15 protein-coding genes are annotated in these 13,610 nt (G+C 42.9%); 7 read left to right on the top strand and 8 right to left on the bottom strand.

Annotated elements, in window-relative coordinates; genetic code table 11:
- Positions 1-192 precede the first annotated feature (192 nt).
- Complete coding sequence (locus VB714_RS25205; protein ID WP_323227816.1) at positions 193-1,683, bottom strand: AAA family ATPase; 1,491 nt, start codon at positions 1,681-1,683, stop codon at positions 193-195.
- 164 nt (positions 1,684-1,847) lie between these two features.
- Between VB714_RS25205 and VB714_RS25200 the strand changes: the two genes are divergently transcribed.
- A complete protein-coding gene (locus VB714_RS25200) occupies positions 1,848-3,521 on the top strand; it encodes an alpha-glucosidase (protein ID WP_323227812.1) in 1,674 nt (557 codons plus the stop codon).
- Here the strand turns inward: VB714_RS25200 and VB714_RS25195 are convergent.
- Both VB714_RS25195 and VB714_RS25190 read right to left on the bottom strand, forming a co-directional pair.
- Positions 3,518-5,149, bottom strand: coding sequence for an alpha-glucosidase (locus tag VB714_RS25195; protein ID WP_323227809.1), 1,632 nt, complete (start codon positions 5,147-5,149; stop codon positions 3,518-3,520). The two genes, VB714_RS25200 and VB714_RS25195, sit on opposite strands and share 4 nt — an antisense overlap.
- A 157-nt stretch (positions 5,150-5,306) precedes the next feature.
- A complete protein-coding gene (locus tag VB714_RS25190; RefSeq protein ID WP_323227806.1) occupies positions 5,307-5,477 on the bottom strand; it encodes a hypothetical protein in 171 nt (56 codons plus the stop codon).
- A gap of 206 nt (positions 5,478-5,683) precedes the next feature.
- Here VB714_RS25190 and VB714_RS25185 point away from each other — a divergent pair, with 206 nt between their 5' ends.
- From VB714_RS25185 to smpB, 4 genes are all read left to right on the top strand, one after another.
- Positions 5,684-6,457, top strand: a complete 774-nt coding sequence (locus VB714_RS25185; RefSeq protein WP_323227803.1) for a class I SAM-dependent methyltransferase — start codon at positions 5,684-5,686, stop codon at positions 6,455-6,457.
- 269 nt (positions 6,458-6,726) lie between these two features.
- Complete coding sequence (locus VB714_RS25180; RefSeq protein WP_323227799.1) at positions 6,727-7,836, top strand: ribonuclease III domain-containing protein; 1,110 nt, start codon at positions 6,727-6,729, stop codon at positions 7,834-7,836.
- Positions 7,837-7,896: 60 nt separating this feature from the next.
- Positions 7,897-9,009, top strand: coding sequence for a patatin-like phospholipase family protein (locus tag VB714_RS25175; protein ID WP_323227797.1), 1,113 nt, complete (start codon positions 7,897-7,899; stop codon positions 9,007-9,009).
- A 154-nt stretch (positions 9,010-9,163) separates the two neighbouring features.
- On the top strand, positions 9,164-9,631 hold the full coding sequence (smpB, locus tag VB714_RS25170; protein ID WP_323227794.1) for an SsrA-binding protein SmpB: 468 nt from the start codon (positions 9,164-9,166) through the stop codon (positions 9,629-9,631).
- Positions 9,632-9,657: 26 nt separating this feature from the next.
- Here the strand turns inward: smpB and VB714_RS25165 are convergent, their stop codons facing one another.
- The 5 genes from VB714_RS25165 to VB714_RS25145 all read right to left on the bottom strand — a co-directional run bounded on the left by VB714_RS25165 (position 9,658) and on the right by VB714_RS25145 (position 12,618).
- Positions 9,658-9,918 (bottom strand): hypothetical protein, encoded by a 261-nt coding sequence (locus VB714_RS25165; RefSeq protein WP_323227792.1) that lies wholly within the window; start codon positions 9,916-9,918, stop codon positions 9,658-9,660.
- A gap of 68 nt (positions 9,919-9,986) precedes the next feature.
- Positions 9,987-10,280 carry a hypothetical protein gene (locus VB714_RS25160; protein ID WP_323227790.1) on the bottom strand — a complete coding sequence of 98 codons (294 nt, stop codon included), beginning with the start codon at positions 10,278-10,280 and terminating at the stop codon, positions 9,987-9,989.
- A gap of 57 nt (positions 10,281-10,337) precedes the next feature.
- Positions 10,338-10,754: a hypothetical protein gene (locus VB714_RS25155; RefSeq protein ID WP_323227788.1), complete on the bottom strand. Its 417-nt coding sequence runs from the start codon at positions 10,752-10,754 to the stop codon at positions 10,338-10,340.
- An 82-nt stretch (positions 10,755-10,836) separates the two neighbouring features.
- Positions 10,837-11,784, bottom strand: coding sequence for a helix-turn-helix domain-containing protein (locus tag VB714_RS25150; protein ID WP_323227785.1), 948 nt, complete (start codon positions 11,782-11,784; stop codon positions 10,837-10,839).
- 18 nt (positions 11,785-11,802) lie between these two features.
- Entirely contained in the window at positions 11,803-12,618 is an 816-nt protein-coding gene (locus VB714_RS25145; RefSeq protein ID WP_323227782.1) for a pseudouridine synthase, read from the bottom strand.
- A gap of 237 nt (positions 12,619-12,855) precedes the next feature.
- Between VB714_RS25145 and VB714_RS25140 the strand changes: the two genes are divergently transcribed.
- Together VB714_RS25140 and VB714_RS27610 are read left to right on the top strand one after the other, a co-directional pair.
- The gene (locus tag VB714_RS25140) at positions 12,856-13,527 is read left to right on the top strand and encodes a DUF2993 domain-containing protein (protein WP_323227779.1); all 672 of its coding nucleotides are present in this window, start codon (positions 12,856-12,858) and stop codon (positions 13,525-13,527) included.
- Between the two features lie 30 nt (positions 13,528-13,557).
- A partial coding sequence (locus VB714_RS27610; protein WP_416309793.1) for a hypothetical protein occupies positions 13,558-13,610 on the top strand: 53 nt, incomplete at its 3' end.

The raw sequence follows: 13,610 nt of genomic DNA, 5'->3' as shown, positions 1-13,610 counted from the left end.
AAAATGAAGGCTTACGGATACTTCGACTGCGTTCAACACAAGTATTAGAGTTAGGAACTAGCTCTACTGCCCTGGGAGGGGATATAAGACGAGGTGGTAGAACTTCGGTTCTGTCTAGCGCGATCCCCAGTGAAAAGGGAAGCCGCTATCGTAATCTTTGATTCGATAGCGGTAGTTCACAATCCCTGTACATTAACCAATCGGCTTAGTACGAGAAGCAAGCCGTGCTTTTCCTGCTGCTGCCCAATCTTGTAAAAATTGAATTTGTTCCTGTGCTGTGCGGGCGAGGGGAATAATTTGACTGGCTGCTTCGATAATATCATCGGTGCTAAAATCGCGATTTTGACTGAAGCCAATGTGCATTGCTTCAATGAGAGTTTGTTCAATTTCTGCCCCTGAAAAATCCGGTATTTCGTAAGCCAATCGTTCCAAATCGTAGTTTTGTAAATTATGAGGGCGCAGGCGCAATAAATGTACTGCTAAAATAGCTTTGCGTTCTTCTTGAGAAGGTAAACCTACAAAAAATATTTCATCAAATCGTCCTTTTCTCAACATTTCTGGCGGTAAAGTTTGAATATTATTGGCCGTAGCAACAACAAATACTGGCGATCGCTTTTCTGCCAGCCAATTAATAAAAGTACCAAAGACGCGGCTGGTAGTACCAGAATCGCCTTTACCGTCAAATCCTGCAAAACCCTTATCGATTTCATCTATCCAGAGAATGCAAGGGGATAGGGCTTCAGCAAGAGTTATCATTTGCCTAGTGCGAGACTCAGATTCTCCCACCAAACCGCCAAATAAGCGCCCCACATCCAGACGCAACAGGGGAAGGTGCCAATGGTGCGCGATCGCCTTTGCCGTGAGAGACTTACCAGTGCCTTGAATGCCAACCAATAATAACCCCCGAGGGTGAGGTAATCCATACTCCCTTGCCTTATCACTAAAAGCCCCACCCCGCCGCAACAGCCACTCCTTTAAGTTATCCAATCCCCCAATATCAGAAATTTGTTCCCTCGCTGGGTAAAAATCAAGGATTTGGGTTTGGCGAATAGATTGGCGCTTTTCTTCGAGGACTAATTCCACATCTTCCAACTCTATTTTTCCCCGAGCCGCGATCGCCCTTGCCAACACCCGCCGAATTCGCTCTAAAGAGAGTCCCCGTGCCGATCGCGTCAGTTCGTCTAAAAGATTTTCACTTAAAGTTTGCCCCGTAGAGCCTAATAAACGTTGAATTTCAGTCTTAATTTCTTCCCCGGTAGGCAAAGGAAAATCAAGAATAATAAAGACTTCCGTTAATTCAGGAGGAATAGTAATATCTGGAGAAATAATGACAATATTTTTCGGTTGGGACTTCAATTTTCGCGCTAAATTGCGTAACTTCCGAGAGATAGAAACATCCTCTAAAAAGCGCTGAAAATCCCGTAGGATGAAGATAACAGGAGAAGCCTCGGGGAGTTGTTCGATGAATTCTAACGCCTGTAGGGGATTGCGGCGACCCAATCCGGCATTATTAGGATTATCTTGATAGCCTTCGACAAAATCCCAAATATAAACAGCGCGATTTCCCGATCGCTTTGCCGATGCCGCGATCGCCTTTTCTACTCGTTCTTCTTCCGGGGTGGGAATATAAATAAGAGGATAGCAGGCTCGCAATAGTAACTCAAATTCGTCTCGAAAACTCATAGTTTGGACGCGATCGACGGAATTTGGCTATTATATCAAATCCAGTCCCTCGGCCAGCAACGACCCCTCTCCACGAATTCTCAAATAGGGCGATCGCAATTTTGCGAATTATGAACCGATCGCTGATAATTAAAAGTTGATAATCGATTGTTAATCTTTAAACAATGTCAAACCAAAAACCCGATCGCGCTTGGTGGTATGGATGCGTAATTTATGAAATTTATATCCGCAGTTTTTACGATAGTAACGGCGATGGAGTCGGAGATATACAAGGAATTACCAAAAAGTTAGACTATTTGGCCTCTCTTCCCATTGACGCAATTTGGATTACCCCCTTCTTTAAATCTCCCATGAAGGATTTTGGCTACGATATCTCAGATTACTATGCCGTCGATCCCTTATTTGGTGAGATTGAGGATTTTGAAGAGATGATTGAAAAAGCTCATGCTTTGAACTTGAAAGTGATTATCGATCAAGTCTGGAGTCATACTTCCGATACCCATTCTTGGTTTGTAGAAAGTCAATCTGACCGAGATAATCCTAAAGCAGACTGGTATGTTTGGTCCGATGCCAAAGCAGATGGCAGTCCGCCGAATAATTGGCTGTCGGTTTTTGGTGGTACGGCATGGGAGTGGAACGAATCTCGCCAACAATACTATTTACATAATTTTCTCAAATGTCAACCAGACCTGAATTGGCATAACCTGAATGTGGTGCGAGAAATCATGAAGGTGGCAGAATTTTGGTTAGAGAAAGGCGTTGATGGATTTCGTCTTGATGTTTGCAACTATTATATGCACGACCCTAGTAAGTTAGATAATCCTTCTCGTACCGAAGGGATGCCCATTCAAGACGGTGTTTCTCCTCTCAATCCCTATTCAAATTTTATTAATCTCCACAATATCAATCAGGTGCAAAATATTAAATCCCTGCGACGGATTCGTAAGGTTCTTAATAAATACCCTGGCACAATCTCTTTGGGAGAAATTGCTGCTGCCGAAGATCCCATGCGTCAAACTGTCGAATATATTCGCGGTGATAAACGACTCCACACTGCCTATAATAGCTCCCTACTCGTCAATGAAAAATTAACCCCCGAATTGGTTGCTTCGGCACAAGAAGAACTCTCTTTGCATCTTGAAGATGATGAGGAAGAGATGATTTGTTTGACCATGAGTACCCATGATTTTCCCCGAGCGCGATCGCGTTGGCAACCCCAAAATCCAGAGACAATTCCCGCTTTTGAAAAATGGCTGGTTACTTTATTGGCCTGTTTGCGAGGCATTATCTGTTTCTATCAAGGAGAAGAATTAGGGCTGACTGAAACCGAGATATCCCAAGAGGATATGCAAGATCCCTTGGGCATTAACTTTCATTCTTACTTTGCTGGGCGAGATGGCTGTCGTACTCCCATGCCTTGGGAAACTGAAAAAGCCAATTGGGGTTTCACTGATGCCGTCACCCCTTGGATTCGAGTTGATGAAAACTTTAATTCCTTAGCTGTGGATGTTCAAGAAGAAAAGCCCGATTCCTTACTTCACTATTTTCGCAAGATGCTGCGCTGGCGCAACCGACAGCCGGCGATGAAATATGGTGATTTTGACCCCATCGAAGTTGGCAGAGACGTACTTTCTTTTATTCGTAAAGTTCGCGATCAACGCTTGCTGTGCGTGTTTAATTTTGCCGAAGAAACTCAAGCCTATTTGGTCTCTTGTCGCTATGGAAAACCCGTTATGAGTTCCGGTGTTACTAGCTTTGAAGTCACCAATTTGGGCAACGGCGATCGCACTATTGAGATGGAGGCATTTGGGTTTGCTATCTTTGAGCGGGAATTTTAGTGTTGTAGGAGGGCGATCGCGCCCTCGAAGGGCATTAAAGGAAGGTTTTCCCCTACCGTTGCGGAATCCTTCTCTGGATGGGTAGAGAGCAAAATTTGCCCAGGGCGATCGGCAAATTCAGGGAGGCTGAAACTTTGACTTTGCGGGGACATATTCAAGAGAATTAACAGTTGTTCCTCATCGGTTTGTCGCGTGTAAGCTAAAACTTGCTCGTCTTTGCCGATTAAAGTGAGAGTACCTTGTCTTAAGGGGGGGCGATCGCGTCGTAATTGGATCAGTTGCTTGTAATAGTTCAAGATCGAGTCAGGGTCTTGGCCTTGGACTGCAACATTGCGATGGAGATAATCAGGAGCAATTTTATACCAAGGTGTTCCCTCGGTAAATCCGGCATTCGTTTGCTCATTCCACTGCATGGGGGTGCGACATCCATCCCGGCCTTTGTATTCCGGCCAGCGCAGTCGTCCTCGGGGGTCTTGCACTTCGTCTAGGCGATCGGGGGGAGTGTCCACCATGCCCAATTCTTCCCCATAGTAGATAAAGGGAATGCCTCGTAGGGTGAGCAAGAAAGTGGCTAATAATTTGGCAATGCGATCGCTGTTATCGGGAGTACCGTAGCGCGTGGTCGATCGCGGGAAATCGTGATTGCTTAAAACAACCGTTGTGGGTAATCCTGCCAAGTTTTCCTCAAAGTCTTGAATCTTCTCGCGGAAGGCGACGGCACTTAAGCTAGGGACGGTACTGAGGAGAAAATTAAAGGGTAACTGCAGTTCATTATCTTCTTGACCATAAAACTCGCGAATATCTTGAGTCGTGGGCACCCAAATTTCTCCAATTAATAAGGGGTCTTGGGGATGATTGGTTTTGATATGCTGGCGCATCTGTTGCAGAAGCGGATGATTATCGGGATGATTGATCGTGTGAACGGGTAATTGATTGAATTGAAAGATATTGCGTAAATATTCTGGAAGTTCTTCCACAATGGGGTTATCTCTCAATTCTGGGTCTTCTACTAAATAATTAATGGCATCCAAGCGCAAACCCGCAACCCCTTGATTTAACCAAAAATCGCAGACCGCAAACATTTCTTCAATCACTTTAGGATTGCGCCAGTTGAGGTCCGGTTGCTGGATATAGTGAAAATGATAGTAATATTGCTGGGTTTCTTCATCATAGGTCCAGCAGGAACGCTCGAAACCCTCCCAATTATTGGGGGGACTGCCATCGGGTTTGGGGTCTTGCCAAATATACCAATCTCGTTTAGGTGAATTGCGCGATCGCCGCGACTCGATAAAGAGAGGATGTTCGTCGGAGGTGTGATTGAGAATAATATCAACAATAATTTTCAGATTGCGGCGATCGGCTTCCCGCACAAGTTCTTGGAAATCAGCGAGGGTACCGTAACGGGGATCGACGGCGGTATGATTGCTAATATCGTAGCCAAAGTCTACGTGGGGGGATTCATAAAAAGGGCAGACCCAAAGGGCATCAACCCCCAAATCTTGCAGGTAGTCTAAGCGATCGATTAAACCTCTCAAGTCGCCGATGCCATCTCCATTTGAGTCTTGAAAGCTGCGTAAGTAAATTTCGTAAAAAATGGCCTCATGCCACCAGTTCGATTGATGTTCCATTGCGATCGAAAATTATTAATGATCAATTCACAATTATCAATCAATTATCAACAATTATCAATGGGGAACTCGATCTCAAACCCCTGCAAAGTTGAGTTTTAGCAGAATACTCTGCCTTAAAAAACTTGCATCAATGCAAGGGCGCGATCGCCTCACCCTAACAGATTTTCTTGCGGCTGAATAAAGCAGTCAGCCCGAAAACCCCCAACATCGCCAATAAGATTAACGGATCTGGAACGAGAGGATCTTTAATCTGATAAGAAGGCTGACAGGGACGGGTTGTACAGGTTATTAAGTCAATTTGAATGGTATTTTCACGGAGAAACATTTTCTTAAATGGGTAGATTTATGATAAACTCTTGTTTTGATCGTGCCATTAATCTCTAGATGAGGAAATATAGAAAATACTGATAAAATCAGTCCCTTTCCCAACAAACCGCGTAAAGCCAATCAATCTACCGAATATTTGTTATTAAATCAATACTTTAGCGCGGCGATCGCTCTATTTTTTCATTAAGAAATGTAATTACAATCATGACTGCTCGATCTACTTCTGCGAATTGTGAATATACTGTTTGGCAAGATCCAGAACTTGCGAAAACCTTTCTTGAAGGGATAAGGGGGGCAATTCCCCTTGCTGCCGAACAAATTGATATGATCTTAAGAATCGTTGCGATGACTCAACCTCAAGTTGAAAGTTTTTTAGATTTAGGTTGCGGAGATGGTATTTTAGGGCGATCGCTATACCAATCTTATCCCGATTCCCGAGGCATTTTTCTCGATTTTTCCGCAACAATGTTAACAACAGCGAAAGCAAATTTTGCGGGAATTTCAGAGAATTTTCGGTTTGTTGCAGAAGATTTTGGGGCGGAATATTGGCGCGATCGCCTCATCCCAGAGATGAGTGCATTAAATCTTACTCATTTTGATGTCATCGTTTCCGGGTTTGCCATCCACCACCAAAGCGATGACCAAAAACGAGCTATTTACCAAGATATATTTTCTCTCCTCAAACCAGGGGGATTATTTCTCAATCTAGAGCATATTTCCTCGCGATCGCAATGGGAAGAACAGTGTTTTAACGAATTATTTATTGATTCCCTCTATCGTTTTCATCAGGCCAAAGGCAGCCAAAACACAAAAGAAGAAATCGCTCATAAATTCTACCATAGAGATGACAAAAATGCAAACATTTTAGCACCAATGGAAACCCAATGCCAGTGGTTGACAGAAATCGGATTTATTGATGTTGATTGTTTTCTAAAAATCTTTGAAATCGCCTTATTTGGGGGATTAAAACCGACTTAAAATGTTTAATTATAGCCAAAGAAGGGAGAGAAATATTTAATTTCTCCAAATAGAGCTAATTTGTTCAGATATTGCAGTTTTCATCGCCTTATGTGCTGGCTGTATTGTTTATTATAGGGCGATCGTTTGCTTGCTTGTTAGTTATTTTCTCGCTTTAATTATCGATATTCCCTTGTCGTAATGATTTCTTTAACGGGAATTGTCAGAAAATAGCCCGATCGCGCTCAGAGTGCGTTATTATAGGTATAAACCCCCTACGCATCTGCAAGATGAATTGGAATCATACCCCGATCGAACAAAAAATTGAGTTTAACTTCAAACACCCGGATCTTTTATTTTTAGCGTTGAGTCACCCCTCTTATGCTAAAGAATTCGGCGATCCTGAAGCCAATAACGAACGATTGGCATTTTTAGGAGAAGTAGTCTATAAACTCACTTTGACCCATTATCTTTACTACAATTGTCCTTATCTTCCTGTGGATAAGTATAAAGGCTTACTGCAAAAGCTGATTGGGGGGGAGCAACTGACTAAAACTTGGTTTCGCTTAGGTTTAGGAGAATCTTATCCCTTTTTAGCACTAAAAGAAGACCGGGCGGTACTGCGTCAAAAAAGAAATAATCCTTTTGGGTCGGCTTTTCTGGCTCTGGTTGGTGCCATGCACTGCGATCGCGGTTTTGCTCAAGCGAGAAATTGGCTGATTAAACGGGCAATCTCACCATTGTTAGCCAGTCGCCTGCAAAGTATTTCCGAGCGGGTCGAACCGATAACACAAGTGAAGTTTTTGGGAAACGTTTTATTAGGAGCGATCGCCACGGATATTATTTATTCTTCTCTACCGGGAGTTGAAGTGAAAAACCTGAATTCTTTTTATCGAGAATTGACGGGTAAAACCCGAGTAACAGAATATAAAAAGCATTCTCAAGATTTGGGTAATGATTCGGGAAAAGGATTTAAGGAATTTTTGGGAGAAAAATACCTGGAAGGAAATGAGGCCAATAATCGCACGGCTTTCAATCAAATGCGAGACTGGTTTCAACAAGAATTTGTTAATGAAGAAGATTTTTTACGCAATGCGATCGCGCAACTTCTCAAAGCTGGAAAACCGCAGAAATGGATCGTTCGCACCGTGTTAGGTTATGCCAGTAAAGATTATGATGCGGGACGCGATCGCTTTCACGAATTGATGGATGAAAAAGGAACAAGTAAGAGTAAAGAAAAAACAGTAAACAATGAAGATGAGATAATAAAAAGTGAAGATGAAATAGTGAAAAGTGAAATGGATGAAAAAGGAACAGGTAAGAGTAAAGAAAAAACAGTAAACAATGAAGATGCAATAGTAAAAAGTGAAGATGAAATAGTAAAAAATGAGGAAGAGTAAATTTATTTTTTATCTCTTTCTTCATTGACAATTAATAATTGGTAATTGGTAATTGACAAGATGGTTTATAGAATTTTAAGTCTTGATGGGGGTGGGATACGAGGAATTCTCTCAGCAACACTGCTTTCTCTCATCGAACGGGAAATTCATATTTTAACAGGTCAAACTCTACAAGAATATTTTCATTTTGTTGCTGGGACTTCTACAGGATCGATTTTGGCCGCAGGAGTTGCGATCGGCAAAACGGGAGAACAATTAGTGCAGCTTTATCGAGAACAAGGCCGCCGAATTTTTCCCTATTGGGGAGGAAAAGGCTATTTTTTCCCCCAAAGAATACCTTTAATTATACAAAGCGGTCTTTCTGCTCCGAAATTTTCCAACCGAGGTTTACAAAAAGTTTTGCAAGACGCATTAGGGTCTGCAACGTTAGCTGAAATTGATCAAAATACTAACTCTCCTAAACTCTTAATTCCGACTTACGATACTTTCAGCCGTACTCCCATTTTCTTTAAAACTTGGAGAGATCAAGAATGGTATAAAGATATTCCAATTTGGGAGGCTTGTATTTGTTCTGCTTCTGCACCTACTTTTTTTCCTGCTTATCCTCTTAATTATCGAGGCACAACTTATTCGATGATTGATGGAGGAGTGGGGGCTACTAATCCTACTGCTTGCGCGATCGCATCGGCAATCAATTTGGGGAATAAATTAGAGGATATTCGCATTCTTTCCATCGGTACAGGAGAAGCAACTAAAGGTTATCCCTACCAGCAAACCAGACATTGGGGACTGGCACAATGGGGACTGCGAATTATTGATGTTTTGATGGATGCACCTTTAGATATTGATGAATATATTTCTCGGAAAATTATTTTGCGAAAGGAAGAGGATAGCGATCGCTATTTGCGCTTACAACCGCAACTGTCTAATGAGTATTTAGATCGCGTTCTCGACGCAGAATTAAGAGGTCAATTAGCGCAAAAACTAAAAGGGAAAAAACCAAACGTTATCGAAGATATTGACGATGCTAGTTCGTTTAATCTCGAGGTTCTCTCTGCCCTTGCTGAAGGATATTTTCACAATGCAACAGTTAGTATCACAAACAAAGAAGGACGGAAAAGACTGGTGAATATCAAAACACAAATCAAGAAATTTATCAACACTAATGCTTAGATTTCCGACGATCGCGGCCACTTTTAATCCCGTTGGGACAAAATTGCGATCGCCAAGGACAGCAAGATAGCCTTTAAAAAAATCCATCAGAACAAGCTATAATGGTAAACTAGGTTAGGAAAGTAGTCTCAAATTAGAACAGTTTAAGGGTAATATGGGCGAGAAAAGCAACGGTATTAAAGTTATTGCCGATAATCGTCAGGCACGCTATCTCTATGAAATTCTCGAAACCTACGAAGCAGGGATTGAATTAGTGGGGACGGAGGTTAAGTCCATTCGCGCGGGTAGAATCAATTTACGGGATGGTTACGGGATGATTCGTAACAGTGAAGCTGTATTAATTAATGTGCATATTTCTCCTTATGAAGCCAGTAGCCAGTATTTTAACCACGATCCCCGACGAACTCGCAAGTTATTACTCAAACGGAAGGAAATTAATAAATTAATTGGTAAAGTCGAAAAAGATGGTTTAACTCTCGTACCTTTGAAAATGTATTTTAAAGGCAGTTGGGTTAAAGTTCTTCTCGGATTAGGACGCGGGAAAAAACTGCACGATAAACGCGAGTCTATTAAACAACGTGATGATAAGCGGGATATGCAACGGGCAATGAAACGGTTTTAAATTGAGTTTTAAAACCCAAAAAATACTTAAAAAATACTTAAAAAAGAAGAAGGAAGAGAATAAGCATCTCTCCCTTCTTGTTGAGTTTTGTGATTGTTTTGAGTATCTTTTCGCGGGTCTTTTTGACCTTGTTTTTGGCTTTGTTTTTGGCTTTGAATTGGCTCTCCTTTGAGCTTTTTCCGCATCATCTGCTGTTGTTTTTTCAGTTGTCGGTGTCGTGCCGATCCACCCTTACCTTTATGGTTGCGTCCTTGACGGCGAGGGGACTCCCATCGCTTCAATCTCATGGCGATCGCTCCTCAATTGTGTTACTTCTGTAGCATAGCATGATTTTTGAGGAATCGCCATAGTAATCTCAATCTGTAATATAGCGCCATCCCTCGGGTTCGTATTCCCGTTGAATTTGTACCAACCAATCCCCTTGAGGAACCGCGATCGCGTTGTGTTCTTCGTGGGTTAAAGTGGCAGTATCGGACAAAACTCGCAAGAAAAGAGTCCCCTCTCGTTCGTACAATTCTGCCTCACCGTTGCTGATGCGATGAGAGTGTCCTGTCACTTCTCCTTCTGCTAGAGTCAGATGAGCCAGTTTTTGTCCTGTTGCTTTGGGGACGGGTTGTAAGAGAACATCGCCTTGTCGAATGGGTTGCATAGTATTGGGATGAATCAGAAAGGATAAAATAATAATTGTCCGATCGTAGCGAATTCTCTAGAAAACTTCAATACGTCCGTCATCGTGTAGATAAATGGCGCTATCCCCTTCAATTCTCCCCCCCGGAAGAATTTCGACCTGTAATAGGCGATCGTCAATTTGAGAGGCATTCAGAATCAATTTCCCCCCTTCAGGATCCCAGAAAATCAAGGATAAATTGGGTTTAATCGTCCCTCCCCAAAAAAACGGTGACATTCCTGCGGGAAAGATAATCATTGCATCGGTACCGCCTAATTGTTGCAGTTCAATCGGAATTGCTGTACGGTTAATGACTTCTACTCTAATAGTTTGTCCTGGGGTAAATTGTAAACGAGGAGGGACGCAACTGTTTTGCGCCGTACAAGTCTGTGCGATCGCATGGACTTGACCCAAAAACCAGAGGGATCCGCTTAAAACCAAAGAAAAAAGTTTCATGGTAGAAACAAGTTGAGGCCAGATTAGATTTGCCCCTCCAAATCCCCTAAATTTGGGGGATTTAAGGGGGATTTGCTAATTGCTAAGATCGCGGCTCAGAAGGTCGGAATGTGGCTGTTTCAACCGATCCGGGGGTTCCCAGAGGTTTAGCCTCTTGATTGTTGATAGCAACGACAACACCGCCGGCATTTCCTGCCACTACTGTAATTTGTTCGCTGGCTTGCCAGGTTTTTTGCTCTCCTTTTGAGAGAGTTCCTTGATAGACAATCTTGCCATCTGCAACTACCTTCAACCAACAATCATCTTGAAGAGTCATAGAAATCACGACAGGAGAATTGGGGTTGGGTGCCGGTGGGGTTTCACCGGGGCGATCGCTGACGGGTTGAGCCGCAGTTGTTACAGGAGAAGAAGCCGGAGGAGTCGGAGGAGCTTGTGAGGCTACCTCTGGTGTTGTCGGTGTTTTCTTCGTCTCTTGAGGAGATTCAGCAACAGCCTGAGTAGGAGTTTGCGGTGCTATTTCAGGTTTAGGGGTTGGGGTCGGTTTATTGTCCGGGTCAACGGAAACTTCTGTTGTTTTTGTATTACTATTTTCTTCTTCTAGAGGAGAGGTCGTTGTTAAATTTTCTCCCGATCGCGAAAAGAGCAAAGAAAAACCGCTCATCGCGCAGACTAAAATCAGAGTATAGGCCAAATACCAAGGGAAAAGGCGAACATTATAACGTCGTACCGGTTGCCAAGAGGGTTGTATTCCTCTGATGTTGGGATCGATGGGAAAAGCAGTCGCAAGCTCTTTTCCTTCTAAACCAAGGGCATCGGCAAATTGTTTGATTAAAGCACGAACATAGACCGGTTCGGGCAATTCTTCGGCTTTCGCTTCTTCAATCGCCTCTAGTACGCAAGCCTTAATTCGCGTTTTTTCTTCTACCTCATAAAGGGAGAGGGAGTTTCTTAGGCGAATTTCCCGGAGATAAGCGCCTAATTCTCTGAGTTTTTCCTCTTGAGTTGGAGTCAGATGAATTTGCTTGTGCATTTAAGGTTCTCCGTGAGTCTACAGGCTTTTGAACGTGGGCAAGGATTGAAAAGGAATTTCAGGAGCAGAAATCTGAGTAGAAATCTGAGCAGAAATCTGAGTAGAAATCAAACTAATTTCCTGCGGTGAGAGAAAGCGATAATCACCCAATGATAACGAGGGACGATCGCGGGACTTTAACTCGATCGAGGCGATCGCGCTTCGATGCAGTTTAGTAACAGGATAGCCGAGTTTCTCGGCAATTCGACGAATTTGGCGATTTTTTCCTTCTTTTAACACAATTTCTAGACAAGTTTGCTGGCGATCGCATTTTACAATGTCAACTCGAGCGGGTAAGGTCATTTGGCCGGAAAGCATTAAGCCTTCTCGCCATTGTTGTAAAATGGACTCTGGGGGATGCCCTTCAATCCAAACCCGATAGGTTTTAGGCAAATGATAGCGCGGATGGGTTAAAGCTAGGGTTAATTCGCCATCATTGGTTAAAATAATTGCTCCAGTTGAGTTGATGTCCAAACGTCCGACGGGATGAATGCCCCTACCTTTTCGGTATTGAGGAGGAAGACAATCAAGAACCGTCTTTCTCCCTTGGGGATCTCGGCAGGTACAAACGACACCGAGGGGTTTATTGAGCAAAAAATAAACTTTTTGCAGAAGCCCATTATCGATCGCCTTGCCATCCATTTCAATGCGATCGCCTTGGAGAAGGTCGGCTTTTTGACCTAAATGAGCCAATTGACCGTTAACCCGCACGCGACCGGCTAAAATTGCGGTTTCAGCCTGCCTTCGGGATGCAATCCCGCGCTGGGATATTATTTTTTGCACCCTTTCCTGCATGAAGGTCTACCCCTACTCAAATCGAACGCGATACAATTCCACAAAATGAAGGAAAAACATGAAGTTTAGTAAACTATCTACAAATCTTAACAGGGTTCAGTCGCGTTTACCTAAAAATCTTTCTCAATTTGCTGAGATAATTCCCAGAAATTGCTGTAGATTTGCACTCATTTCTTATCAATTACCGTAACGTTAGCGATTAAGTCAATGGGGATAACCGAAACATCTAGGGAACCGATGGGCAAAATAATCTCCCTCGCCTTTCGTTTGTGGTTGCGATCGCAGACCGATCGCCTCGAACATTTGGAGGTGAAGATTTCGGGGAAAAATCGCCAAATCTTGACAGGTCACATTCCCAAGGTCGCGTTGGCGATCGAGGGTGCAATTTATCGCGGCTTACACTTTACCCAAGGGTGTATTATTGGGGAAAATATCCGCATTAATTTAGGTCAGGTTATTAAAGGCAAGCCGCTTCAAATTCTCGAACCGATTACAGCGAGGGGGGAGGTTTTACTCGCAGAAAGAGATCTGCAAACTTCTTTAAATTCCCCTTTACTATCAACGGCATTAAAGGATTTTTTGTTCAATCTTGTTCCCGCTCAAGGGAATAACAATTTAGAAGATTGGCAGATTGACTGGCACAATATAGAGATTCAGCCCCAGGAAATCTTCCTCACGGGCGTTTTAACAACTCCTGACGAAAATGCAACCCCTTTACGCTTACAAGCTGGTTTGGCATTATTAAGTCCATCCCAACTGCGTTTATTTCCTTTGGCGATCGAGAGTTCATTACTCAAACAAATTCCCGAGGAGTTTTATCTCGATTTGGGAGGGGAGGTGCAATTAGAGGCGTTAAACTTATCAGCAGGGCAAATCTTTATTAAGGGGGGAATTGTTATCAATCCTTGACTCAATAAGTAATTATTATCAATAAATAAAATGAATAAAGATAAGTACAAGCAAAAAATGCAGCGACGCAAGGAAGTACAAGA

The sequence above is a fragment of the Spirulina sp. 06S082 genome, from assembly GCF_034932145.1.
In the GTDB taxonomy this organism is placed as follows: Bacteria; Cyanobacteriota; Cyanobacteriia; order Cyanobacteriales; family Spirulinaceae; genus CCY15215.
This window is presented reverse-complemented; position numbering and strand designations above follow the sequence as displayed.